A 24,289-nucleotide genomic window follows, 5' to 3' on the forward strand; every position below is an offset into this window, starting at 1 on the left:
GTTATAATAACAGGATGATTGTGAAAGAAAGAGAAGTGAAAAGCATGTCAAAAACAGTTGTATTAGCTGAAAAACCTTCAGTCGGCCGGGACTTGGCCCGCGTGCTGAAGTGTCATAAAAAAGGAAACGGATATCTTGAAGGCGACCGCTACATCGTCACATGGGCGCTCGGACATCTGGTAACGCTCGCTGACCCTGAAGGATACGGCAAAGAATTTCAATCATGGCGGCTTGAGGATCTGCCGATTATTCCGGAGCCTTTGAAGCTCGTCGTCATTAAAAAAACAGGAAAACAGTTCAATGCGGTCAAAGCTCAGCTTGTCCGGAAAGACGTCACCCAGATCGTAATCGCTACAGACGCAGGACGGGAAGGGGAGCTTGTGGCCCGCTGGATTATCGAAAAGGCAAACGTCCGCAAACCGATTAAGCGGCTGTGGATTTCCTCTGTGACGGATAAGGCGATTAAAGAAGGATTTCAAAAGCTCCGCAGCGGCAAAGAGTACGAAAACCTGTATCATTCCGCCGTTGCCAGAGCGGAAGCGGATTGGATCGTCGGCATCAACGCGACCCGCGCGCTGACCACAAAATTTAACGCGCAGCTGTCATGCGGACGCGTCCAGACTCCGACATTGGCGATGATCGCCAAGCGTGAAGCGGATATTCAGGCGTTCAAACCCGTTCCTTATTACGGTCTCCGCGCGGCGGCTGATCAGATGACGCTGACATGGCAGGATAAAAAAACAAAGCAGACAAGAACATTCGATCAGACGGTGACCGGCCGTTTGGCAAAAGACCTGCAAGGAAAGCCGGCAGTCATTTCAGAATTGAAAAAAACGGCGAAGAAAAGCTTCGCTCCCGGTCTTTACGACTTGACGGAATTGCAGCGGGACGCTCATAAGCGCTTCGGTTTCTCCGCAAAAGAGACGCTGTCCGTGCTTCAAAAGCTGTATGAACAGCATAAGCTTGTCACTTACCCGCGGACGGATTCCAGATTCCTTTCCGCAGACATCGTGCCGACTTTAAAAGACCGTTTAAACGGCATGGAAGTTAAGCCGTACGCGCAGTACGTCAATCAAATACTGAAGCGGGGCGTCAAAGCGCATAAAGGATTCGTCAATGATGCGAAAGTATCGGATCACCATGCCATTATTCCGACAGAGGAGCCGCTGATCCTTTCAAGCCTCAGCGACAAAGAACGAAAGCTTTACGATCTGATCGCCAAACGTTTTCTCGCCGTGTTAATGCCGGCGTTCGAATACGAGGAAACAAAGGTCACAGCCAATATCGGCGGCGAAACATTTACCGCAAAAGGGAAAACGGTTCAATCGCCTGGCTGGAAAGCCGTGTATGATATGTACGAGGATGACGACGATCATGAGGAAGACAAAGACCAGACGCTCCCGGACCTTCAGCAGGGTCAGCGCCTCACTGTCTCATCACTGAAAGAAACGAGCGGACAGACGAAACCGCCGGCGCGCTTTAATGAAGGCACGCTGTTATCCGCGATGGAGAACCCAAGCGCCTTTATGCAGGGAGAAGAGAAGAACCTTGTGAAAACATTGGGTGAAACCGGCGGACTCGGAACAGTCGCCACCCGCGCTGATATCATTGAAAAACTGTTCAACAGTTTCTTGATCGAGAAAAAAGAAAAAGATATTTTCATTACGTCAAAAGGGAAGCAGCTCTTACAGCTCGTCCCGGAAGATTTAAAATCACCGGCATTAACCGCTGAGTGGGAGCAAAAGCTCTCCGCCATCGCAGCGGGCAAACTGAAATCCGCCGTCTTCATTAAAGACATGAAAACATATGCGGGCAAAACGGTGAAGGAAATCAAAAACAGCAGCCAGACTTTCAGACATGACAACATTTCAGGCACCGCCTGCCCTGATTGCGGCAAAATGATGCTTAAAGTCAACGGCAAACGCGGCACGATGCTCGTATGTCAGGATCGTGAGTGCGGCAGCCGGAAAACGCTGGCAAGAAAAACAAACGCCCGCTGTCCGAACTGTCATAAGAAAATGGAGCTTCGCGGCCAGGGCGAAGGCCAAACCTTCGCATGTGTATGCGGCCACCGGGAGAAACTGTCCGTCTTTGAAAAGCGCAAGGCGAAAGATAAATCCGGACGCGCATCCAAGCGGGACATCAACTCTTATATGAAAAGCCAAAACAAAGAGGAGCCGATGAACAACGCGCTGGCAGAACAGCTGAAAAAACTCGGCCTGGATAAATAGATCAGAGAAAGGCAGCATTTGTAAAGAAATGCTGCCTTTTGTTGTGTTTTTAACTGTAATGGGAATACGATCCAGACGAAGAGGGAAAAGGTGAGCAGACGGCGCTCCCATTTAAAATTTCCCAATGTGAAAAAATGCTAGTATTCTTTTATCGTTTCCTATATAGTAAAAATACTTTGTGAAAAAATAAGATATGGGTCTAAAAAAGGGTTTATAAAATAGGAGGATAGACTGTGAAGCAATTCGTTTTTCGTCTGATGATCCTTTTGATTTCGATCGTTCTGACGGCGGGGTGCGCGGAGGCCGGCACTGAAAAACAGGCGGCGGCCGAACCGTCCGGACCGCTTCAGCCCGCAGAGCATTTTATTTATCATAAATTGATGAACGAGCGGGGGATGATCCGGACGAACATATCCGGTGAGCCGGAATATTTATCAGAGTCTCTCGGACTATGGATGGCATTTTTGCTGAACAGGAATGATGAACGGCAGTTTCAAGCGCAATATCAGCTTCTCACCGATTCGTTTCTGACGAAAAACGGGCTCGTGTCGTGGAAGATTGACGGGAATAAAGCGAGCGGCGCCAATGCCTTAATTGACGATTTCAGAATTATGAACTGTCTGAATGAGGCCGGAACCCTATGGGGAAACAGTGAATACGGGAAAACAGCGGTGCAGATCGGGAAGGCGCTGGAAAAATACAATACGAATGACGGGTATTTTACGGATTATTATGATGCCGCTTCAAATGCCGCGTCAAAGACCGTGACGTTGTCCTATGTCGACCCCGGCGCCTTACAGATGCTCAGAGAAAAGGGGATTATCGATGAGAAAACGGAAAACCGGAACCTTGATGTTCTCAATCTTGCGCCCTTGAAAAATGGTTTTTTGCCGAAATCGTTCAATACCGAAACTAAGGAATACAAATATGACAGCGAAGTCAATGTCATCGACCAGCTGTACGCCGCCGTGAATCTGAAGCGGGGCGATGGCAAAGCCGCTGTGCTGTCGAAATGGATGATAAAGGAATTTAAGACGCGCGGACAGCTGTACGGACGATACAGCGCAGACACGAAGGAGCGGGCGGTTCAATACGAATCACCGTCCGTTTACGCCCTGGCCGTTCTTTTTTTAGCAGAACAAAAAGCTGATCCGGCTGTCATCAAGCCGCTTTATGAAAGAATGACTTCATTTGAAACACTGGACACGCTGAAACCTGATTACGGCGGCTATATGAGCGGGGGCGATACACATTCTTTCGATAACCTGCTGCCGCTTCTGGCTGAAAGGAAATTGTTTAATGAAAATATCATTCAATGAATCACAAAAACTGTGCAGCTACACAGCAGTTATGCTGGTGCTGCTGTCTTTTTTTATTTACTATGCGTCTCAGCAATCCGCAGGGCTTCTGATAACCTGCATCACATTGCTTGTCACGGGAGCCGGCATATGGTTCGGGGCAATCTACGCGCTCGTCATCACCTTACTCGTCTTATTTGTTCTCGGCAGCCTGCTCCTGTGGTTTCAGACCGGGAGCTTTATGGCGTCTGCCGTTGCCGAAAGTCTGCAGGTGCTGGTCATTTGGGGGATTGCGCTGCTGCTCTTTTCTTACATAGCGGGAAGGATTCACGAGTTGGCGAAGGGGCTTGAGCGCTCAGTGAAACAGCTGCGTGAAGAGATTACGAGCTTTGTTGCCATCGACAGGGTGACCGGCTTTGACAACCATCTGCGGATGAAGCTGGAGCTTTCTGAGGAAATCAAGCGGGCGGAACGCTACGGCAATTCCTTCGTCTTTTTGCTGCTGCACATGCATTATTTCAAGGAATTCAAATCCCTCTACGGAGAAAAAGAGACCGACCGCCTGCTGGCATTTATCAGCCGCCAAATCCGGTCAAGCGTTCGGGAAACAGACAAAAAATTCAGGCCGTCCGCCGAACGGTTCGGCATCGTGCTGACCCATACGCCAGAAGAACACATGCCGGCCGTTCTGGCGAAGCTGAAAAAGGAATTGGATACGTACCGGCTGCAAAACGGTAAATACGTCTCCATCACCTTCCGTGTATGTTACTTGGCGTACCGAAAGGATTTACAAACGGCTGAGCAATTTTTAAATGAACTGGAAAACGAGATGATGATGAATGAACTCTAAATGGATACGTCTCTTACTCTCGGCGCTCTTCATGATTTCGGCGGTTTATGTTCCCCTTACGGCGGAAGCAAAAGACAAAAAGGACGGCATTCTCATTATTTATACAAGCACGGACGGCAAAGAAACCGCTGAGGTCAAAATGCTTGATCTGACCGCGGGCCATTTCTCATCCGCCGTCACCGTGAAAAGCGACGGAGACATCACAGCCGCGGACCTCAAAAAGAATCGGCGCGTCATCTATTACGGCGTCACGAAAAAAAAGCTCAGCACATCATTTGTGTCTCTGATCAGCAGTATGCCGCAGCAGCTTATCAGCATCGGCTATAACGCCGGACAGTTCCGCCAATTTGCGGGTTTGTCCCTGACAGAGAAAGAAACGGTATACCGCATTTACGGCAAAGAAGAAAAAACAGACATGCCGCTTGAAAAAGGGATGTCCGTGCTCGGCGTATCGGGAGTAAAAGGAAAGCCCCTTTATACATACCGGTCCGGTGACGGCAGCACCCGCCCTTTTATGTGGAAAACGGCGCGCTCTGACTATTATTTCGGTGTGACGAGCCTGTTAAATGATTCGTTTCTGACGGCGAAAGCGCTGCGCAGCGCATTCGGAGAATCAGCGGGCGGCACCCTCCTTTATTTACGGCTTGAAGACATCAGTCCGATGTCAGATGAAACATTGCTTTACGAAGCGGGCGCTTACCTGCATAAAAGACACATTCCGTTTATTCTGGCGGTCATTCCGGTCTATCTCAATCCGGAAAACGGAGAAAAAGTATACTTGGCGGACAAGCCGAAAATGGTCAGCGTCCTGAAAAAACTTCAGCAAATGGGCGGCAGCATCATTATTCACGGCTACACGCACGCATACCGATACAGCGAAACGGGAGAAGGCTTTGAATTTTGGGATGCCAAAGCGGATCAGCCGATTACGTCAGAAAATGCGGATGATACTCCGGTCAAGCTTGAAAAGGAACAGGATTTTCCGAATGAAAAAGCGTACCGGGCGTATGTGAAGCCTTTCCGTGAAAAAGAAAACATCTACACGAGAACGAAGCTGGAGCAGGCGATTGACGATTTGACAGAGCTCGGCCTTTACCCGCTGTCATTCGAAGCGCCGCACTATACGATGTCTGAAGAAGGCTACAAAATCGCATCTTCTTATTTCTCCAGCATTTTCGGACAAGTGCAGCTCAGCGGCACGACGTGGAAAACCTCGGGCGCCCCTCCGTTCGTCTCAAAGCCGGCTATGCTGGACGGGATGACGCTGTACCCTGAAACAATCGGTTATGCCGATAACTCAAAGGAAAATCCGCTCGGAGATATGGAGAATCATATTTCGCAGATGATTGATTTCGGCGGCGGAGTGGCGGGCGGTTTCTACCATCCGTATCTCGGCATGAAATACCTCCCCGAGCTCGTCAATCAGATGGAGCGGATTCCCGGCGGCGAGTGGCTCGATCTGAAGAAAACGAAGCAAACGGTAACGTCGGACAGCGTCAGGATCAAAACGGACGGAGACGGAACCATTCATGTGGAAAACAAGATTCATCCGATAACGGCCTTTTTCAATCACCATCAGCAGACGCCTCTGGAAAAAGCGCTTTGGATTCTCTCCGGCGTGGTGTTATTATTTATCATCATGTTCGCCTGCTACGTTCTTTATTTGCGCGCCACATTAAAAAAACGAATCTTTAAGGAGAGAAGAAGCCTTGAGTAACATTCTGTTTTTTATCTCATTAAGTTTAATATGGGTGATGCTTCTCTATCACATGTTTCTGATGCAGGGCGGATTCAGGCATTATATGACCTACGAACGGAACATTCCGAAATGGCGCGCAAAGATGGGGGAGCTCCCGAAGGTCAGCGTGCTCATTCCCGCGCATAATGAGGAGGTCGTCATCAGGCAGACGCTGAAGGCGATGGTGAACCTGTATTATCCGAAAGACAGGCTTGAGATCATCGTCGTTAATGATAATTCCTCCGACCGGACGGGAGACATCGTCAATGAATTTTCCCGTCAGTATGACTTCATTAAAATGGTCATCACAAAGCCCCCGAACGCCGGAAAAGGAAAATCTTCGGCGCTGAACTCAGGGTTCGCGGAATCGAACGGAGACGTGATCTGCGTGTATGATGCGGACAACACGCCGGAAAAAATGGCGGTGTACTACCTGGTTCTCGGTCTGATGAATGATGAGAAAGCGGGAGCGGTTGTCGGGAAATTCCGTGTCATCAACGCGGCCAAAACGATCCTGACGAAGTTTATCAATATTGAAACCATCTGCTTTCAGTGGATGGCGCAGGGCGGCAGATGGAAATGGTTCAAAATCGCCACCATCCCGGGGACGAACTTCGCGATCAGGCGGAGCATTATCGAACAGCTCGGCGGCTGGGATGATAAGGCGCTGGCGGAGGATACCGAGCTGACCATCCGCGTCTATAATCTCGGCTATCATATCCGCTTTTTCCCGGCGGCTGTGACATGGGAGCAGGAGCCTGAGACATGGAAGGTGTGGTGGCGTCAGCGGACAAGATGGGCGCGCGGCAACCAATACGTTGTTCTCAAGTTTTTATCCCAATTTTTCAAGCTGAAACGCAAGCGGATCATCTTCGATCTGTTTTATTTCTTTTTTACGTATTTTTTGTTTTTCTTCGGTGTGATCATGTCAAACACGATTTTTATCATCAATCTTTTTTACGACCTGCATCTGGCTGTCGGGTTTTTGGCGATGATTTTGTGGATACTGGCCTTTTTCCTGTTTATGACTGAGGTCATGATTACTTTAAGCATTGAAAAAACAGAAATGAACAAACAAAACTTCTTTATCGTATTTCTGATGTACTTTACATACTCCCAGGCTTGGATCGTGCTCGTCATCTGGTCATTATTCACAGAGATCAAGCACCGCTTGTTCAAGCAGGAAGTCAAGTGGTACAAAACGGAGCGATACAATCAAAATAAAAGCGGGTGACCTTTTTGAAAAAAGCAATCATATTGATAACTGGCCTTTTGCTATTGATGTATAACGGGCAGGCGGCCGCGGCCCGGGAACTGAAAACGGACGGTTCCGCCCTCGGAACAAGCGCCGGCGCAAAAGAGCAGCAGGCGCTGACTGGCGATCTGATGACACTGTACGGGGCGAAAGACAGCGCAGAGCTGACCTATCAGATTCCTGCGGGAGCTTCGAATGCCGATCAGTCGCTTCTGATTGATTACGAGGCGTCAAACTTATTAATTGCCCCGTCTTCTTTAACCATCGCCATTGATGATGAACCCGTCAAATCCATAAAGCTTGACGGCAGTTCCAAGCGGAAAACGGTGAAGCTCAATCTCAGCAAAAGCCAATCCGCCCAAGGCTATCACAATGTATCATTACGATTTTACGGCGTATTAAAAGAGGGCGTCTGCGTCAGGCAGGATACGTCAGGCAACTGGATAAAAATTTACCCGGACAGCCGCCTTGTGCTTTCAGAAGCAAGCAAGTCAAAGGGAGCGGATCTCGGCCATTTCCCGTATCCGTTTGCTCAATCAGGCAATACGGGTGAAGAAACATATATTATCCTTCCTGACAAACCGACCTCGGCGGAAGCTGAAGCCGCAGTCAAAACAGAAGCATTTCTGAAAACGGCAGACAGCAGGCTGAAGGTATCCTATGTAAAAGAATCCGACGCCGGCAAAATCAGCAATCCGTCAATTGTCATCGGCGCTGATCAGCATTGGAACGGGAAAATAAAAGAGCTTTTCGAACGCGGGAACATCAAAGCGGAAGACAACAAACTTCTTCTGGCTGAACGGGTTCTGACATCAGGGGACAAACGGCAGCCCGTCCTGTTTGTCACGGCGCAATCAGCCAAAACGCTGGCGGATAAAATCCGCGTCATTACAGACAGCGCTTATTCAAGCCAGCTGGGCGGAGATACTTTGACAATCGGCCGCCTTCAGCCTGCTGCGGAAAAGACAGGCAATAAACTGACACTAGAGGACTTCGGCGCGGGAAATGTAACGGTCGGATCAAACAAAACGGCGTCAGAGCACTTCTTTTACCCTGCGGCGGCCGCTGTTGATAAAGACGGTAAGGTCAAGCTTTCACTTACATTAAAAACGTCGGAATCGATCCGGACGAAGGCGGATTCAGCAAATGACGCCGAGAGAGCGGAGCTGAACGTCATGGTCAACGGACAGCCGAATGCGGTGCGTCTTGATGATCTCGGTAATAAAGATAAAGACGGCTTTTACCACGTCTCCATCCCGATTGATCCGAAGCTTTTGCGAAGCAGCAGGTACATTGATCTGCAATTTGTCACATCAGGTTTGAAACATAACAATCCGTGTATCGACCGTGACGAAAACAAATGGGTCTATATTGATAAAAGCAGCACGCTGACGTATCCGGTAAGCGATGCGGCGCAGAAAGCTGATTTCGGGCAATGGCCGCTCCCGTTTGCGGGCGGCGGGAAAGAGAAAACAGTGATCGTCATCCCGGATGGCGTAAACATACAGATATTGAAAGAACTTTCTCTGGTGGCGGATTCATTCGGAAACGGCTTTACCGTAAAGACGGCATCAGACATGAAGGAAGCGGATGCCAAAGGCCGGAATGTTGTGTTTATCGGAGGCCTGCCGCAAATCCCGCTTTTAAAGTCAAACGCCTCTAAGCTTCTCGTGCCGTCAGACCGCAGCGGAGCTTACGATGTTTCTTCGTTTCAGATGCTGAATGAGACAACGAAACAAGTCGCGTTTACCCAGGAATCACCTTGGGACGCCGGCCGGAGCATCGCTGTTTTTGCTCCGTTATCAGGAAGCGGTGCGTCTGTCACAAAAGAGCTGATCAGCTTTTTAGACAGCACAAGCGATGCCGCAACCGTCATTAACGAAACAGCCGGCAGGCAGCTGTTTTCAAATCATCAGCAAATCAAGTCCGATGACAGCAGTCCGGCGGCTGATACGAAGAGCCGGTCCGCAGCACTGAACGTTACGTATATTGCTGTTTTCGCGGCGCTTATGATCATTGCGGCCGGTCTGATCTGGCTGACGGCAAGAAGGAAAAAAAGAAAAACGGATCATGAAAAAAGCGAAGAGTAATGAAGGTAAAAGAGGCCGTTAACAGGCCTCTTTTTTTGTATTTTTATTTCCATTTTTGGCGGTGATTTTTTTATTTTTGAAACAGCATAAAAGCCCCTTTACAACTGAACGGGACGGGAGTATGATCTCTTTTATAATCTATATCGCTTAATCTGTAATCAGAGCGGGGGAACCAATTTGCGGCGCGTGATGCCGCTTGGGGTGAATCCTTTTTCAGGTAGGGCCAACTCTCATCAGCCCGAATCCGACAGCTAACCTCGTAAGCGTTCATGAGAGGAGATGAATGAAACCTGTGCACGATTATGGCGCAGGGGCATCCGTTTGCCTCTGTGTCTTTTTGCTGTGCTGAAATATGGCATGCAATCAGCATTCGGAGACATCATAGCAGTAAGGGTTTGTAAATCAAACGGAAAATGAAAAAAAGGGGAAGACAACAAATGTACCATTCAATCAAAAGATTTTTGATTGGGAAACCGCTGAAATCACAGGCGGCCGGAGAGCAAAAACTCACGAAACTCAAGGCGCTCGCCATGCTTTCTTCAGACGCGCTATCATCAGTTGCTTACGGAACGGAACAGATTCTGATCATTTTGGCTGCGGTAAGCGCGGCCGCGTTTTGGTATTCCATTCCGATCGCAGCGGGTGTTCTCATTTTGCTGCTTGCTTTGATTCTGTCCTACAGACAGATTATTTACGCTTATCCGCAAGGCGGAGGCGCTTATATGGTTTCTAAAGAAAATCTTGGTGAGAAGCCCGGCCTGATTGCGGGCGGCTCATTGCTTGTTGATTATATTCTGACGGTGGCGGTAAGCATTTCTGCCGGAACTGACGCCATTACATCGGCATTTCCGGCTTTGCACCCGCATCATTTGCTCATTGCTGTTTTGCTTGTGATTCTGATTATGATTTTAAATTTGAGAGGACTGTCAGAGTCGGCGTCCATTTTGGCGTATCCCGTCTATCTGTTTGTGGCGGCGCTTGTCCTTTTGATCGTCGTCGGGCTGTTTAAGCTCATGACGGGCCAGGTTCATCCGGCCGAGCATACACCAATCGGCACGCCCGTGGCGGGCATCACGCTGTTTTTGCTGCTGAAGGCCTTTTCTTCAGGGTGTTCGGCGCTGACCGGTGTTGAAGCCATTTCAAACGCGATCCCGGCCTTTAAAAATCCTCCGGCAAAAAACGCGGCCCGCACTTTGGCCATGATGGGGATTCTGCTGGCGATCTTATTTACGGGGATTACGGTGCTGGCGTACGGCTACGGCACGGGTCCGAAGCCTAACGAGACCGTTATTTCACAAATCGCCGCGGAAACCTTCGGACGGCATACGGTGTATTATTTCATTCAAGGCGTTACATCATTGATTCTCGTGCTTGCGGCGAATACGGGCTTTTCTGCATTTCCGCAGCTGGCGTTTAATTTAGCGCGCGATCAGTATATGCCGAGAATGTTTACGGTCCGAGGCGACCGATTAGGCTTTTCAAACGGAATCATCTTTCTCGGTATCGCGTCCATCTTGCTCATTCTTTTATTCGGCGGCCGCACGGAACATTTAATTCCGCTTTATGCCGTCGGCGTGTTCATCCCGTTTACGCTGTCGCAGACGGGAATGTGCATCAAGTGGATCAGGCAGAAGCCGAAGGGCTGGGCGGTAAAAATGCTGATTAACTCATGCGGCGCCGCCATTTCATTTATGGTGCTGTGTATTTTATTCGCGACGAAGTTCAATCTTGTCTGGCCGGTGCTGTTATTCATGCCTGCTGTCGTCATGCTGTTTTTCGTCATTAAAAATCACTACACCGCGGTCAGCGAACAGCTGCGGGTCGTTGATCAGCAGCCTGAGGAAATCAAGGGAACCGTCGTCATCGTGCCTGTCGCCGGTGTCACCACCGTCGTCCAAAAATCGATTCAGTATGCGAAATCATTATCAGATCAGGTCATTGCGGTTCATGTTTCCTTTGACAGAGAAAACGAAAAAAAGGTGGAAAAGCGCTGGGAAGAACTTCATAACGGCGTCCGCCTCGTCACCCTGCATTCCTCATACCGCAGTCTGGTTCATCCGTTTGATAAGTTTTTAGAAACGGTCGAACAGAAAGCGAAAAAAGAACAGTTCTCCGTGATGGTGCTGTTTCCGCAATTTATTACGAAAAAACGCTGGCAGACCATCCTTCACAACCAATCAGCCTTCTTGCTCCGCGTCCGGCTGTTTTGGAAGAAGGACATCATCGTCGCCACCCTGCCGTATCATTTTAAAAAGTAACGGAAAGACCGCAGGCTAAAATGCCGCGGTCTTTTTTGTAAAGGAGGACGACATGGCACAAGGCGCTTTTGTCATCATACAAAATGACGGGCGGGACATATTGCTCGTAAAACGAAAAGACATTCCACTATGGGATTTGCCCGGGGGCAGGATTGAAGAAGGTGAAACACCTGAAGCCGCAGCCGTCAGAGAGGCCTTCGAAGAAACCGGGTATAACGTGACCATCCTGCAAAAATCCGGTGAGTATGAAAGGCCGGCATTTGAAGATACACAGCACGTTTTCATCGGAGCCATTACCGGAGGAACACCGCTGATGAACGGATCGGAAACCGCCGCTTTACGCTGGTTTTCCCCAAACCGGCTGCCGCTGTTCATGGTGCCGAACAGAAAACGGCAAATAAAAGACGGACTCAATGGGGCGGCAAATCGTAAGGCAGTCCTTAAAGACCGAAATCTGTTATCCATCCTTGATCTGCTAAGAAAAAAGCTGAGAGTATAGCCCGTGTTTCAACCCGTATGAAAAAGGGGATGAATACAGGTAAAAGGAGGATGCAGTATGCCAAGTAAAACAGCAGGACACGTAATGACGGAGCTGCTTGAACAATGGGGAGTCGGTCATATATACGGCATTCCCGGAGACAGCATTAATGAATTTATCGAAGAACTGAGACATGAACGAAATAACCTGACATTTATCCAAACCCGGCACGAAGAAGTCGCAGCCCTGGCTGCCGCGGCTGAGGCAAAACTGACCGGGCAGATCGGTGTCTGCCTTTCAATCGCAGGACCGGGGGCCGTTCATCTGCTGAACGGTTTATATGACGCCAAAGCGGACGGCGTTCCGGTGCTGGCGATTGCGGGACAGGTGGCTTCCGATGAAATCGGCCGTGACAGCTTTCAGGAAATCAAATTAGAGCAAATGTTTGAGGACGTGGCGGTATTCAACCAGCAAGTACATACGGCAGAAGCGCTGCCCGATCTTCTGAATCAGGCGATCCGCACGGCTTACAGCAAAAAAGGCGTTGCCGTTTTAACTGTTTCTGATGATTTATTCGCGCAAAAAATCAAACGGGAGCCGGTTTACACATCGCCGATATACCTCAAAGCTGATATAGAGCCGAAAAAAGAACATCTCGTGACATGCGCGCAATATATTAACAACGCAAAAAAACCGGTCATTCTCGCCGGCCAAGGGTTAAAATCAGCAAAAGAGGAGCTGCTCGCATTCGCCGATAAAGCGGCCGCTCCGATTGTCATTACCCTTCCGGCAAAAGGCGTCGTGCCTGACAGCCATCCCCACTTTCTCGGGAATCTCGGGCAAATCGGCACAAAGCCCGCCTACGAAGCAATGGAGGAATGCGATCTGCTGATCATGCTCGGCACATCGTTCCCATACAGGGATTATCTCCCGGATGATACGCCCGCCATTCAGCTTGATTCGGATCCGGCGAAAATCGGCAAGCGCTATCCCGTCAATGCGGGAATCGTCAGTGATGCGGCTCTGGGGCTGAAAGAGCTGACGGAATACATTGAATATAAAGAAGACAGAAGATTTTTGGACGCCTGCACCGAGCACATGAAGCATTGGTGGAAGGAAATCGAAAAGGATGAAACCGAAGCGACTCATCCGCTCAAGCCGCAGCAGGTCATTGCCCGGCTTCAGGATGCGGCCGCAGAGGACGCCGTCCTGTCAGTGGATGTCGGAACGGTTACGGTGTGGATGGCCCGCCATTTTAAAATGAAAAAGCAGGACTTTATCGTCTCAAGCTGGCTCGCCACGATGGGATGCGGGCTTCCCGGAGCGATTGCTGCAAGCCTTGCCGAACCTGAGCGGCAGTCCATCGCCATTTGCGGAGACGGCGGATTTTCAATGGTGATGCAGGATCTGCCGACAGCTGTTAAATATAAACTGCCGATTACGGTTGTCATATTAAACAACGAAAATTTAGGCATGATTGAATATGAACAGCGGGTCAAAGGCAACATTGACTACGTCACCCAGCTGCAAAATATGGATTACGCCGCCTTTGCAGAAAGCTGCGGAGCAAAAGGCATCAAAGTGACGAAACACGAGGAATTGGCTCCTGCTTTTCATGAAGCGCTCAACTCAAATGAGCCGGTCGTCATCGACGCCGTCATCGGCGACGAGCCGCCGCTTCCGGGAAAAATCACTTACGGCCAAGCGAAGGGCTTCAGCAAATACATGCTGAAAAACTTCTTTGAAAACCAAAAAATCGAAATGCCGTCACTCAAGAAAAGCTTAAAACGGCTGTTTTAAGAAGCAGGTGGTTATAAAAAATAAACAGGCAGCATGCCTGTTTATTTTTTTGTTTGTTGAGCGAATGGTTTGCATATAGCCGTCCTAAACAAAAACGGAGATTGTGAAAAGTCACGGCTGGCGAGCGATGGCTGATCAAAAAACTTATGAAGGACCAGTGCTCAGTGCAATTCATCTCAAGAACAGCCAGAGAGCGGTCACAACAGCGATCATAAAGTAATCTCCCTCATTCAGTGTAGTTCCATTTTTGACAAATACACGTGCCGTCCGGTTTGTCTTTGTCCCTTTCGGGGTTTTAAGCGCAATGTTCTTCCCTATATTGTAATAAACAATTTTAAACAAATAATATGCCAGCGAACAGAGTAAAAAGAGCAACATGAACTTGCCAATAAACAATATCATGTTTCATTACTCCCTATTGCAGTTTTTTCGTATGAATATATGACGGAAAAGTCAGGATGTTATATAAAAGGAGAAGTATTTTACAGAGGCTGGTGTTATTCATTAATGAATGGCTCACCATAACATCTCCAGATCCGGAATCATTTCAAAACGAAAGAGAAGCCCGAGGATTATTAAAAAACAATCCCTAATTTGTCCGCTTTTTTTTGAACATTTGATCTAAGATGAACATAAAGAGGGTGAATAAGAAGGACACCGTAATCATATCTATCAGAAATATATTAGAGGTTCTTTTTATTAATAGCAGCCATACCACCTGCAAAACTAAAGAAATAGAAAAATAGGATATATATGTCATGATTCTCATATTTGTTACCCCCTTAGCCTAATTTCTCTTTTGTGATCTTATCCAAATTAGTGAAAAGGATATCCAATCCCGAAAATAAGAAAGTGATGAACAATGAAAGAAGAATTTCTCCACCTTGAAATATAGATATGTTCTCAATGATATGATTGGAAACGTATTGGATTGAGAAGTAAACAGCAGCCCATGCAAAAATGAATTCAAGTATATAGGCTGACCAAGCAGGCAATGTCAAAACATGAGTCATTCCTTTTACAATTGCCGTAAGGATTAGCATATAAACTAAAGCTAAGATACTTACGACGACAGAAAATATGTATAAGTCTGAAAGTGAACCATAGATGATATATTCTCCGAAAAAATGATTTACAGTTATAGCTGCAAAATACATAACTAGGCTAGGTACAGTTATAGCGAAGAACAGGGAGAATCCAATAAGTACGATGAATGCTGCATGAGCTAAGCGGTTTGGCGGTGTATCCACGATCTCTTTTTTTAATAGAATCATAAAAATAAGAGATGAAATCACAAGGCAGCATAAGAAAGTGAGCAAAACAGTAAAAAAGACAGTCATTTTGACATCTCCAATGAAAAAGTGCTATTAGAGTGAATCTAACAGCACTTTGCATTACTTCATACATATTTTCCTGATGATCATTTATGAATGATTTTAAAATGCTTTCATTGCTAAAGTTGTCAAATGAGCGAGGTTTTTAGCCTGGCTGTCAGAAAGTCCGGACTTTTTAAGTGAAAGATAAAGATTCTTTTCCACGTCAGTCCAGCTTAAGGCGACATACTCGTTCAGCATTTTCTTTAAAACCGGTTCTATGTGTTCATTGAAAACGGATTCGAGTTCATTTCTTATTTTCTTTCCTGCTAATTTTTCAACAAGATTGAATAATTTTGTTTTATTTTTCAGCACTTCTCTGATTACATCTTTGACTGGTTTTGACACAGATGCATCGCTTTGTGCTTTAAGTCCGTAGGAAAATTGCGTATCAGTCTGATAAAAAAATGATTTGGTCGTTCCAGTGGCATTGGCAGTATTATTATGATTTTCTTTAGCTAAGGATGCGGGGACAAAAGTAGTAGTTACAAGGGCTAAAGATGCGGCAAACAGAATGCCTTTAGCTGCGTGTCTAATGGGAAATCCTCCTTTAGAAATGTAGTGTAGAGAGAAATGAAAGACTATGTATTTAGGCGGGACCGATATGATCCGCTTTGAACATTTTCCCCTCTCAGATACCATTCTATCAATAGGTATTTTTGGGGTAAATAGGATTTTAATACAGTATTTTTCTTATAATTCAAAATCTTCTTTAGTAGGATTCATTTTGGCTGCAGTTTCGATGAGATGGGACATGGGCTGGAGCCTATATAACACATGTACAGGCTGATTGAGGCGGAATCACATTATCGGAGCGGTTTTATAATTTAGGGTTAATGAATAAAAATAAACAGGCGGCATGCCTGTTTATTTTCGTTTGCGTGAAAGAGCGAAGAAAAACGGGAAGGCGGAGCCGGCCAATAACGTACCGAATAAAAACATGCCCCCGATGAACACATGATAGTTCACCCCGCCGATCCAAAGCCCCGTGATTAAGGAAACGATGCTTAATGCGATCATCAAAAAGCCGGGAATCAGACGTTTCTTACCCGTTGTCCGATAAGCAAAAAGAGAACAGAAGATGCCGATGACAATCGGCACAATCCACAGATAAAAAAGGATAAATACTGACATAAGCAAAACTCCGATTTTTCTTCTATCATACCAAAAACGCCCGGAAAAAGATACGAACGGCACCCGGCGTCAAAAGAAAAACCGGCCGCAATGGCCGGTTTTTTTCTAACGGAATGAATCGTAGATCACAAACAGATTAAGCGCGATCACCAAAACCGCAATCAGCCAGGCGAGAGCCGTCACCCATTTTCGGTTCGTCAGGGCGCCCATCAGGCGTTTGTTGCTTGTAAACATAATCAGCGGCACGAGCGCAAAGGAGATGCCGAATGAAAGAACGACCTGGCTCCATACGAGCGCTTCTGTGGCGTTGACCCCCGAGATAATGATGATCATCGGCGGAATGATGGTAATGAAACGCCGCAAATAAAGCGGGATACGGTAACGGATGAAGCCCTGCATGATAATATCGCCTGACAATGTGCCGACAGAAGAGCTTGAAAGCCCTGCGGCCAGCAGCCCGATCCCGAAGAGAATGGCTGAAGCCGGTCCGATATAGTGGCCGAATTGCTGATAAGCCACGTCTAAATCTTCTACATACAGCCCGTTCTTGAAGAAAAGCGCGGCAGCGACGATGAGCATGCTTGCGTTAATCGCCCCGGCGATCACCATCGCGATGAGAATGTCAATCGTCTCGAATCTAAAAATCTTTTTCCGCTCACTATCCGTTTTTCCGACGACACGGCGCTGTGTCAGTGCGGAATGTAAGTAAATGGCATGCGGCATCACGGTTGCGCCGAGTATCCCGGTTGCCAGAAGCACACTGTCCATTCCGTCAATTTTCGGGATAAACAGCCCCTCGAGAACGGAGGCGGCGTCAGGTTTGGCAAAGAAGGTTTGCAGAGCGAAGGCGATCACCACGACGAACAGAAGTCCGGCAATGCCCGCTTCCAGCGCCCGGTAACCCCGGCGCTGCAGCTCTAAAATCGCGAATGATCCGATCGCCGCGATAATGGCCGCTTCAACCATCGGTATGCCGAACAGCAGGTTGAGTCCGAGCGCCGCCCCGATAAATTCTGCCAGATCAGTTGCCATAATCACCAGTTCACCCTGTATCCACAGCCCGGCTGATACCCATTTCGGATACCGGTCTCTAGCGATTTCCGGAAGGTTTTTACCCGTGGCAATGCCGAGCTTCGCGGAAAGAACTTGAATTAAAAAAGCCATCAAGTTTGAAAAGAGGATGACCCACAGCAGCATATACCCATACTTCGAACCAGCTGAGATATTCGTAGCGAAGTTTCCCGGATCAATGTAGGCAATCGCCGCGATAAAGGCGGGGCCTAAAAAAGGCAGAAGCCGCTTGAATCCCTTGCTTTTGCCGTCAAGTGCATCCTGCACGGCTTTTGCTTGCAGTGATTGTGCTGAGATGTCTTTGCTCATTATGTCTCACCTAAATTCCGATAGATTTTTAGCTAAATAACAAAAAGTTTCCTAGATGCAAATTATTTTATCTACATCATAAATCCGCTATTATAAGATGTCAAGTTCTTTATGTTCAATAAACCGGCACATTGATGCCCTGTTTTATCTATGATATGTATCCCGCCGAAGAAAGGTCCGAAAATGAAAACGACATCGTTCCGGGAAAGAAGCGATGCCGTTCGCAAAGCGTGTTTCCGCGTCGGATCATGCGCGGATGCGTGGAGCGTTCTTTTAAAAAGGTGAAAAGAGGACACTTGCCCATATCACTTCACAACTTTCTGTCCGCCCAACTGATTTGAGAAAAAGACGCTGTATTTCCTCCGTTTTCCCGGGTAAATAGAATAATAATGTTTCTTTCCATTGGAAGGTAAAACCTCTCTGTACCATTCAAATGACCTCCGGAAAAACTCCGGCCGCTCTGAATAAACGTTTGAATCAACGATATATCAGTGATTCCAGTCCAATAAACCGCTGTTATCTATCAAAAAAAGAATCGGCATGGTCACTTGCGAAGAAAAGAAGTTGGAGCATTAGACTTATTTCAGTCTCCCGGGCGAAAAAGTATAATAACGTCAGGAAAGCTTTCCGGCCATATGATAAAAGAGGGGGAATTTTCTTGGTGCGTCGTTTGTCGATCATTTCTTTAGCCATGATTTTTGCTGTTTCTTTATTCGCTTTTGGCGGCTCTGCATCAGCAGCAGCTTTCAAACCTAAAGCTGAACCGGACGTTTCCATTTTAGCCAGCGGGGGCACAGTCGGTATTTACGGTGCTAATATGCGCTCATGCTCTAAGGTCAGCTGTTCAACGATCACAACATTCTCAAGCGGTAAAAAAATTACAGGTTCTTGGGTAACCGGAGAATATGTTCAAGGCCACTACACCAATTCTAATAAATGGCTGAAAGTCACGTATGCAGGAGCGACAGGCTACGTTTCAGTCACCACGCTATCTTATTATTACGGTTTATAATCAGAAAAACCTCGTTCTCTTGAGAGCGGGGTTTTTCCTTTATTCCGATTCAATTTCCGCGTTTCGTTTCATCATCGTGTTTCATCAGCTGATCGATTTCTTCCTTAGAAGCGTTTTTTTCCACTCTTTCGCCTGACTTGTTGCAATGGGAATGGCCCGTCCTTCTTCATAACCCTCATCTACCATCGCATTCGCGATTTCGATCGCTTTTTTCTTCACAGGTTCCTCGAGATTCTTCAATGATTGCGGATAATCCTTCATAGACCAAGGCATGTCTATCACTCCTTTATGAAAAGTGTTTCCCGCCTGAAGAAAAAGAAAACCGCCTTATCAAAAAGAATGACAGCTATTTTTACGAGAGACCAGCAATTTCCGAATAAAATATAAAGGATAAAGAAGCAAGTACAGATTGAATGCCCACCACATAAGATCAAAATCACCGATAAATACCCAAAAGGCAATCGCTTGCAGGCCTGAACAAAAGGTCAGTACAAGTGATATTAATGCGAAAGGGCGCCATAACGCATGTTTCCGTTTATAAAGAAACAAGCTGTACAGCCCGGTTATCGAAATGAAAATATCTAAGGGAAAGAATGACCAGTTCCAGGCCATGATCATGGCGTTATCATAATCTTTAAACACCATGTTTTTTGGAATCCACTCAAAAAAAGTAACAATCCAATAAACGATAAATCCAATATCTGTAATGAGAAAGAGAACCTTTAACCCTTTCATCATCTGTTTCTGTCCGTATGAACGCTGATGCCGTTTGATGACGTTTCACTTTCAGAAATAAAGTTTAAGGAAACGACACCGATGATGATCAGAAGAACAGAGACGGCTTTTATGACAGAGAACTGTTCATGAAAGAAAAAAATTCCGATCACGGAAATCAGCACGATCCCCATCCCCGACCAGACCGCATACGCGATGGAGACACTTATATATTTCAAAGTCAAAGTAAGAAAACAAAGGCTGCCGATATAAAACAATAACAATAAAATACTTGGGACAAGTTTTGTAAATCCATTTGATAATTTCATGCTGACCGTACCCAATACTTCAAAAATGATCGCTAAACTTAAATAAATCCATTGCATTCAACATTCTCCTTCAATCGTATTATTCAAAATTATACAATATACAGAATTTGAAGAAAATTAAACAATGGGATGTTTTCCGGATAAAAAATCCGTCGGTGTGTAAAAAGAAAACGCCATAAAGGTATACTATGAACAAAGAAATCAGAAAGGACGTGCAGGACGGGTGACAGAAGAGCGGACAGACCTGGAAAGACAACTGAGAGACATTCAAAAATGGGAAAAGGCGCAGCAGAGGGTGATGTTCTGGCAAACATTCACCCGCTTGCCGTTTCAGCTTTTGGACAAGCTGACACCGCAATTTATTCAGAGGAAAATCGGACTCATTCTCGATGAAACGGGAACGTTTATTCAGTCAGGCGGACAGTACCTGACATCAGAAAAGCGCATCATGAAAAAGTTTCAAAAACGGCTGCCGCACGGTACATGTCAAACGCTTCACGACATCCGCAATGCGCCGCTTGCCGTCATGGACGAAATCGCAGAAGCCATAGCGCGTACAAGCGTAAAGGCCGCGACGGTGCAGGGAGCCGCAACGGGAGTCGGCGGCGTATTCACGCTGGCGGCAGACATTCCGGCGATGCTCGGCCTGTCCTTAAAGACGCTGCAGGATATCGCGGTTGCTTACGGCTTTGATCCGAAAGACAAAAAAGAACGCGTGTTTATCGTCAAATTGCTCCAGCTTGCATCCAGTGACGTCATCGGAAAAAAAGCGATCCTGCAAGATTTACGGCAATATGATCAAAACGACCGCGCCTATCAGCGCGTCGCCTCGCAAATCCAAGGCTGGCGGGAAGTCGTTTACAGCTATCGCGATACGTTCGCAGCGAAAAAACTGCTGCAAATGGTTCCGGCCGCAGGTATCATCTTCGGCGCGTCCGCCAACCGTTCAGCTTTAGAAAGCATCGCGGAAACAGGCATCATGCTTTATAAAAAACGCCGGATTCTAAAACGCATGAAGGATACAGAATGATAAAAAACCGCCCGAAAACACATTCAATGTGTTTTCTTTGTTTAGCAGTTCTGAAATCGGGAAACCAACAACCAACACCAATTAAAGGAGGAATTCAAAAATGGCACAAGATAATAACAAAATGAGCAGAGAAGAAGCAGGTCAAAAAGGCGGAGAAGCGACAAGCAATAACCATGACAAAGAATTCTATCAGGAAATTGGTCAAAAAGGCGGAGAAGCCACAAGCAAAAATCACGACAAAGAATTCTATCAGGAAATCGGTGAAAAAGGCGGAGAAGCCACAAGCAAAAATCACGACAAAGAATTCTATCAGGAAATCGGTGAAAAAGGCGGAGAAGCCACTAGCAATAACCATGACAAGGAATTCTATCAAGAAATCGGCCAAAAAGGCGGAGAAGCCACAAGTAAAAATCATGACAAAGATTTTTATAAGGAAATCGGCCAAAAAGGCGGAAACAGACGAAGCAGCTAATAAAAGCATAAAAGGCAGACAACCTGCAGATCAAAAGCGATCCGGCGCATCAGCTGGATCGCTTTTTATTTTGGAAAAATCTTGATCTGAGCCGCCGTTGCGATACAATAAAATGAAAAAGGGGTTTTTCACTCGTGTCTGACATGCTGAATTTGCTCGCTATCGCCAATAAAGTCAAAGAAAAACACGACAATTTTTCAATCGCGGAGATCAATGACCACTGTGTGCGCCTCGCAGTGTTTACGGGAGAATATGACTGGCACCATCACCCTGACTCAGATGAATGGTTCATCGTTCTGGAAGGTGAGCTGCTGATCGATTTTAAGGACAAAGAAACCGCAGTGCTCAAAGCAAATGACAGCCTGCTCATCCCGAAAGGCACGATTCACCGCACCCGCTCTTACGTCAGAACCGTCAATCTTTGTGTTGAGCATACGCGTGCGAAAACAGTCATCACAGAGGAACGTCATGCTGATCAAAAAGATTGTATGTGAAACAGACGCTGCAAACGCTGAAGCATTTGCGCAAGCACAGTCAAGGTGGGGAGCATTATCATGTGTAAATGGCTTCGTCAAACAGGCCGGCGGGTGGCGGAAAAACGCAGACGGCCTGTTCATCGCAGAGATCATCAGCGTTTGGGAGAACAGACAGGCCTATGATGATTTTATGGAGAGCGAACATGACCGCCTATACGAAGAAAACGAGCAGAAGGCTGCGATTCTTTCAATAGAAGTGATGCTGTATGAAGAGGATGAACCTGTCATTCACGAGCTGTTACATCATCCGGACATCCGATATGAACCGGACTGGACGGTTCTGAAGGCATAATGAAAGCCCAAAACAGTTTGTTTTGGGCTTGTGTCTTTACTCGCGTCCGGGAAGCGTGTTGTGGACATACGGCGGGACGGGATCCAGCTTAGCTATTTCGCCGTGCGCTTTCGGTTCCTTTTCGTATTCAAATGGTTCTCCGTCCGGCGCTGTTTCCTTCAGCCAATTTTGTTCAGCGCTTTCTCCGCCATCTGAGAAATGAATAAGCTTATGGGAGAATGACTGTTTTTCCAGCGCCTTCGGGAATGTGGAAGGAACGATCGGGCCTTCCTGTGCTTCTAATTCTTTAATGGCCGCAAGCCATTGGTTTTGATGCATGGTATCGCGGGCCAATAAAAAGCTGAGCATATCTTTCACGCCTTTATCATCGGTCATTTCATACAGGCGTGCGACTTGAAGCCTTCCTTGTGATTCGGCGTTCAGATTGGCGCGGAAGTCTGCCAGAAGGTTTCCGCTTGCGACGATATAGCCTGCGCTCCACGGAACGCCCGTGCTGCTCTCCGGCATTGCGCCGAGTCCTGAGACGATCGCATGATGCGGATTCATCCCACCTAAAATGGACCCGATGACCGGGTCATCAGCCGCTTTTTCCTGCTCTGCCAGCGGGGCGTCTTCTAACAATCTCGCAATCATCGTCGCGATCATTTCGACATGGCCGATTTCTTCCGTCGCGGTATCCATCAGAAGATCCTTATATTTTTCATTGCCCCGTGTATTCCATCCTTGGAACAAATATTGCATGGCGACGGATATTTCCCCGTATTGTCCCCCTAAAATTTCCTGCATCTTTTTGGCGAACAGCGGGTCAGGACGATCCGGTTTAGCCGGATGCTGCAGTTTTTTCGTATGTGTAAACATGTCTCCATCTCCTTTTTTTGCTCTGTCCCTATTTACTTCCCCGGCGGGAAAAGGGATGAAACGGAGATGGGCGTATTGGTCCTGCTAAGGCTCGCGGCGCAAGGATAACAAATCCTGCACAAGCCCGCGGCCGATCACCTGTTCATATTGTCTGTAAATCGGGTCGAGGCGTTTCATCCATGTGTTCTTTTCCGCTTTGCTCAGCACATGAATATGAATGGATGAATTCTTCTTTATCTCTTCAAGCTGGTCTTTATTCATTTTCTCAGCGGAGGCTTCGTTCCATTCTGTCGTTTCTCTCATCGCCTCCGTTAAGATGGCTCTCGTTTTTTCTGTCTGCGAATTCCAGAAATGCTCGTCGGTCATCACGGCATAACCGAGGTACCCGTGATTGCTGATTGTCAAATAATCTTGAACATTATAAAATTTTTTAGAATAGATATTTGAAATCGTATTTTCTTCTCCGTCTACGAGATTGCTTTCCAAGAGCTGAAACGTGGAATTAAAGGAATCCTGCCGCGGGTGCGCGCCGAGCAGGCGGTACTGGTCTTCGATCACGCTGCTCGGCATGATCCTGAGCGCCTGTCCTTTCAAATCGTCCGGTGTGAAGATCGGCCCTTTATTTGACGTAAGCTGCTTAAACCCGTTCGTCCAGTACGCCAGTCCTTTCAAATGATGCTTTTCTAATGAAGCGAACAGGCGTGTGCCGATTTTGCCGTTGAGGCCTTCTTGCACGGCTTTATAGTTTGTAAACGCGTACGGCAGATCCAAAACACCCCATTCGGGAGACAGTGATCCGAGCTTTGAGGTGGAGGGAGCGATGAATTGCACGTCCCCGTTTTGGAGGGCGTTTATTTCTTCATTATCTGAATAGAGGCTCCCGTTTGGAAACACCTCTACTTTAATGGTGCCGCCGGACTTTTGATAGACCAGGTCGGCAAACTTATTCGCCGCCCGCCCTTTTGGCGTGTTCTCAGCAACGACATGGCTGAATTTGAAAACGATTTGATCTTTCAGGCCTTCCTGTTCGTCATCATAATACGGTTCTTCCGTTGAGAAACGATCATGAAAGCCGATGAATAAAGCGGTTCCGATACCGAGTACCATCAGGCTGAGACAAGTCAGCAAGCTTTTCATCGAAAACCCCCTCCGCCATTTTCT

General features: G+C 47.1%; 23 protein-coding genes, 1 pseudogene and 1 riboswitch. Of the genes and pseudogenes, 14 read left to right on the forward strand and 10 right to left on the reverse strand.

Annotated features, from left to right (window positions below; translation table 11 throughout):
• Positions 1-44 precede the first annotated feature (44 nt).
• The 9 genes from NSQ37_RS07550 (at position 45) to NSQ37_RS07590 (ending at position 13,998) form a co-directional block, all read left to right on the forward strand.
• Positions 45-2,231 (forward strand): DNA topoisomerase III, encoded by a 2,187-nt coding sequence (locus NSQ37_RS07550; protein WP_025284251.1) that lies wholly within the window; start codon positions 45-47, stop codon positions 2,229-2,231.
• A gap of 233 nt (positions 2,232-2,464) precedes the next feature.
• Positions 2,465-3,550 carry a hypothetical protein gene (locus NSQ37_RS07555; RefSeq protein ID WP_012116833.1) on the forward strand — a complete coding sequence of 362 codons (1,086 nt, stop codon included), beginning with the start codon at positions 2,465-2,467 and terminating at the stop codon, positions 3,548-3,550.
• Positions 3,531-4,379, forward strand: coding sequence for a diguanylate cyclase domain-containing protein (locus tag NSQ37_RS07560; RefSeq protein ID WP_052827063.1), 849 nt, complete (start codon positions 3,531-3,533; stop codon positions 4,377-4,379). The genes NSQ37_RS07555 and NSQ37_RS07560 overlap by 20 nt, the downstream gene beginning before the upstream one ends.
• On the forward strand, positions 4,369-6,096 hold the full coding sequence (locus NSQ37_RS07565) for a DUF2334 domain-containing protein (RefSeq protein WP_167340485.1): 1,728 nt from the start codon (positions 4,369-4,371) through the stop codon (positions 6,094-6,096). Before NSQ37_RS07560 ends, NSQ37_RS07565 begins: the two co-directional genes overlap by 11 nt.
• The gene (locus NSQ37_RS07570) at positions 6,089-7,351 is read left to right on the forward strand and encodes a glycosyltransferase family 2 protein (RefSeq protein WP_015239174.1); all 1,263 of its coding nucleotides are present in this window, start codon (positions 6,089-6,091) and stop codon (positions 7,349-7,351) included. The genes NSQ37_RS07565 and NSQ37_RS07570 overlap by 8 nt, the downstream gene beginning before the upstream one ends.
• Before the next feature lie 5 nt (positions 7,352-7,356).
• Entirely contained in the window at positions 7,357-9,462 is a 2,106-nt protein-coding gene (locus NSQ37_RS07575; RefSeq protein WP_341123497.1) for a cellulose biosynthesis cyclic di-GMP-binding regulatory protein BcsB, read from the forward strand.
• A 134-nt stretch (positions 9,463-9,596) separates the two neighbouring features.
• A riboswitch (cyclic di-AMP (ydaO/yuaA leader) is annotated at positions 9,597-9,743 on the forward strand.
• 156 nt (positions 9,744-9,899) lie between these two features.
• The gene (locus tag NSQ37_RS07580; protein ID WP_012116837.1) at positions 9,900-11,720 is read left to right on the forward strand and encodes an APC family permease; all 1,821 of its coding nucleotides are present in this window, start codon (positions 9,900-9,902) and stop codon (positions 11,718-11,720) included.
• Between the two features lie 52 nt (positions 11,721-11,772).
• On the forward strand, positions 11,773-12,219 hold the full coding sequence (locus tag NSQ37_RS07585) for an NUDIX hydrolase (RefSeq protein ID WP_150940997.1): 447 nt from the start codon (positions 11,773-11,775) through the stop codon (positions 12,217-12,219).
• A 57-nt stretch (positions 12,220-12,276) separates the two neighbouring features.
• A complete protein-coding gene (locus NSQ37_RS07590) occupies positions 12,277-13,998 on the forward strand; it encodes a pyruvate oxidase (RefSeq protein WP_014416943.1) in 1,722 nt (573 codons plus the stop codon).
• A gap of 171 nt (positions 13,999-14,169) precedes the next feature.
• Here NSQ37_RS07590 and NSQ37_RS07595 read toward each other — a convergent pair whose 3' ends face one another.
• The 5 genes from NSQ37_RS07595 to NSQ37_RS07620 form a co-directional block, all read right to left on the reverse strand.
• Entirely contained in the window at positions 14,170-14,400 is a 231-nt protein-coding gene (locus tag NSQ37_RS07595; RefSeq protein WP_012116845.1) for a hypothetical protein, read from the reverse strand.
• A 380-nt stretch (positions 14,401-14,780) separates the two neighbouring features.
• The gene (locus NSQ37_RS07605; protein WP_012116846.1) at positions 14,781-15,338 is read right to left on the reverse strand and encodes a hypothetical protein; all 558 of its coding nucleotides are present in this window, start codon (positions 15,336-15,338) and stop codon (positions 14,781-14,783) included.
• A gap of 96 nt (positions 15,339-15,434) precedes the next feature.
• On the reverse strand, positions 15,435-16,013 hold the full coding sequence (locus tag NSQ37_RS07610) for a hypothetical protein (protein WP_012116847.1): 579 nt from the start codon (positions 16,011-16,013) through the stop codon (positions 15,435-15,437).
• Positions 16,014-16,238: 225 nt separating this feature from the next.
• Entirely contained in the window at positions 16,239-16,505 is a 267-nt protein-coding gene (locus tag NSQ37_RS07615) for a hypothetical protein (RefSeq protein WP_014416946.1), read from the reverse strand.
• Between the two features lie 105 nt (positions 16,506-16,610).
• Entirely contained in the window at positions 16,611-17,888 is a 1,278-nt protein-coding gene (locus NSQ37_RS07620) for an Nramp family divalent metal transporter (RefSeq protein ID WP_094032124.1), read from the reverse strand.
• Between the two features lie 655 nt (positions 17,889-18,543).
• Between NSQ37_RS07620 and NSQ37_RS07625 the strand changes: the two genes are divergently transcribed.
• Positions 18,544-18,897, forward strand: coding sequence for a hypothetical protein (locus NSQ37_RS07625; protein ID WP_007410203.1), 354 nt, complete (start codon positions 18,544-18,546; stop codon positions 18,895-18,897).
• Between the two features lie 58 nt (positions 18,898-18,955).
• On the opposite strand, the pseudogene NSQ37_RS07630 reads toward NSQ37_RS07625, so the two are convergent.
• The 3 genes and pseudogenes from NSQ37_RS07630 to NSQ37_RS07640 form a co-directional block, all read right to left on the reverse strand.
• Positions 18,956-19,170, reverse strand: a pseudogene (locus tag NSQ37_RS07630) (DUF2188 domain-containing protein); the annotation flags it as partial.
• Between the two features lie 57 nt (positions 19,171-19,227).
• Positions 19,228-19,635, reverse strand: coding sequence for a DUF5360 family protein (locus NSQ37_RS07635; protein WP_012116851.1), 408 nt, complete (start codon positions 19,633-19,635; stop codon positions 19,228-19,230).
• Positions 19,632-19,997, reverse strand: coding sequence for a DMT family transporter (locus NSQ37_RS07640; protein ID WP_007410206.1), 366 nt, complete (start codon positions 19,995-19,997; stop codon positions 19,632-19,634). Before NSQ37_RS07640 ends, NSQ37_RS07635 begins: the two co-directional genes overlap by 4 nt.
• Positions 19,998-20,163: 166 nt before the next feature.
• On the opposite strand from NSQ37_RS07640, the gene NSQ37_RS07645 reads away from it, so the two are divergent.
• The 4 genes from NSQ37_RS07645 to NSQ37_RS07660 all read left to right on the forward strand — a co-directional run bounded on the left by NSQ37_RS07645 (position 20,164) and on the right by NSQ37_RS07660 (position 22,270).
• Positions 20,164-20,970 carry an EcsC family protein gene (locus NSQ37_RS07645; protein ID WP_012116852.1) on the forward strand — a complete coding sequence of 269 codons (807 nt, stop codon included), beginning with the start codon at positions 20,164-20,166 and terminating at the stop codon, positions 20,968-20,970.
• Between the two features lie 100 nt (positions 20,971-21,070).
• Positions 21,071-21,442 (forward strand): glucose starvation-inducible protein GsiB, encoded by a 372-nt coding sequence (gsiB, locus tag NSQ37_RS07650; protein ID WP_015416859.1) that lies wholly within the window; start codon positions 21,071-21,073, stop codon positions 21,440-21,442.
• A gap of 134 nt (positions 21,443-21,576) precedes the next feature.
• Positions 21,577-21,936: a cupin domain-containing protein gene (locus NSQ37_RS07655; protein WP_015416860.1), complete on the forward strand. Its 360-nt coding sequence runs from the start codon at positions 21,577-21,579 to the stop codon at positions 21,934-21,936.
• A complete protein-coding gene (locus tag NSQ37_RS07660) occupies positions 21,911-22,270 on the forward strand; it encodes a DUF4937 domain-containing protein (protein WP_160222855.1) in 360 nt (119 codons plus the stop codon). The genes NSQ37_RS07655 and NSQ37_RS07660 overlap by 26 nt, the downstream gene beginning before the upstream one ends.
• A 36-nt stretch (positions 22,271-22,306) precedes the next feature.
• Here NSQ37_RS07660 and NSQ37_RS07665 read toward each other — a convergent pair whose 3' ends face one another.
• Together NSQ37_RS07665 and NSQ37_RS07670 are read right to left on the reverse strand one after the other, a co-directional pair.
• A complete protein-coding gene (locus tag NSQ37_RS07665; protein ID WP_032870326.1) occupies positions 22,307-23,128 on the reverse strand; it encodes a manganese catalase family protein in 822 nt (273 codons plus the stop codon).
• Between the two features lie 84 nt (positions 23,129-23,212).
• Complete coding sequence (locus NSQ37_RS07670; protein ID WP_160222856.1) at positions 23,213-24,265, reverse strand: TRAP transporter substrate-binding protein; 1,053 nt, start codon at positions 24,263-24,265, stop codon at positions 23,213-23,215.
• Between the last annotated feature and the right edge of the window lie 24 nt (positions 24,266-24,289).

Source organism: Bacillus sp. FSL P4-0334 (genome assembly GCF_038004825.1).
GTDB classification, from domain to species: Bacteria; Bacillota; Bacilli; order Bacillales; family Bacillaceae; genus Bacillus; species Bacillus velezensis.

Excerpts from the sequence above, each read along its gene's own strand:
- NSQ37_RS07550 (WP_025284251.1), top strand. The coding sequence starts at position 45 with ATGTCAAAAACAGTTGTATTAGCTGAAAAACCTTCAGTCGGCCGGGAC.
- NSQ37_RS07560 (WP_052827063.1), top strand. The coding sequence starts at position 3,531 with ATGAAAATATCATTCAATGAATCACAAAAACTGTGCAGCTACACAGCA.
- NSQ37_RS07565 (WP_167340485.1), top strand. The coding sequence starts at position 4,369 with ATGAACTCTAAATGGATACGTCTCTTACTCTCGGCGCTCTTCATGATT.
- NSQ37_RS07580 (WP_012116837.1), top strand. The coding sequence starts at position 9,900 with ATGTACCATTCAATCAAAAGATTTTTGATTGGGAAACCGCTGAAATCA.
- NSQ37_RS07585 (WP_150940997.1), top strand. The coding sequence starts at position 11,773 with ATGGCACAAGGCGCTTTTGTCATCATACAAAATGACGGGCGGGACATA.
- NSQ37_RS07590 (WP_014416943.1), top strand. The coding sequence starts at position 12,277 with ATGCCAAGTAAAACAGCAGGACACGTAATGACGGAGCTGCTTGAACAA.
- NSQ37_RS07595 (WP_012116845.1), bottom strand. The coding sequence starts at position 14,400 with ATGATATTGTTTATTGGCAAGTTCATGTTGCTCTTTTTACTCTGTTCG.
- NSQ37_RS07605 (WP_012116846.1), bottom strand. The coding sequence starts at position 15,338 with ATGACTGTCTTTTTTACTGTTTTGCTCACTTTCTTATGCTGCCTTGTG.
- NSQ37_RS07610 (WP_012116847.1), bottom strand. The coding sequence starts at position 16,013 with ATGGTATCTGAGAGGGGAAAATGTTCAAAGCGGATCATATCGGTCCCG.
- NSQ37_RS07615 (WP_014416946.1), bottom strand. The coding sequence starts at position 16,505 with ATGTCAGTATTTATCCTTTTTTATCTGTGGATTGTGCCGATTGTCATC.
- NSQ37_RS07635 (WP_012116851.1), bottom strand. The coding sequence starts at position 19,635 with ATGATGAAAGGGTTAAAGGTTCTCTTTCTCATTACAGATATTGGATTT.
- NSQ37_RS07640 (WP_007410206.1), bottom strand. The coding sequence starts at position 19,997 with ATGCAATGGATTTATTTAAGTTTAGCGATCATTTTTGAAGTATTGGGT.
- gsiB (WP_015416859.1), top strand. The coding sequence starts at position 21,071 with ATGGCACAAGATAATAACAAAATGAGCAGAGAAGAAGCAGGTCAAAAA.
- NSQ37_RS07660 (WP_160222855.1), top strand. The coding sequence starts at position 21,911 with ATGCTGATCAAAAAGATTGTATGTGAAACAGACGCTGCAAACGCTGAA.
- NSQ37_RS07665 (WP_032870326.1), bottom strand. The coding sequence starts at position 23,128 with ATGTTTACACATACGAAAAAACTGCAGCATCCGGCTAAACCGGATCGT.
- NSQ37_RS07670 (WP_160222856.1), bottom strand. The coding sequence starts at position 24,265 with ATGAAAAGCTTGCTGACTTGTCTCAGCCTGATGGTACTCGGTATCGGA.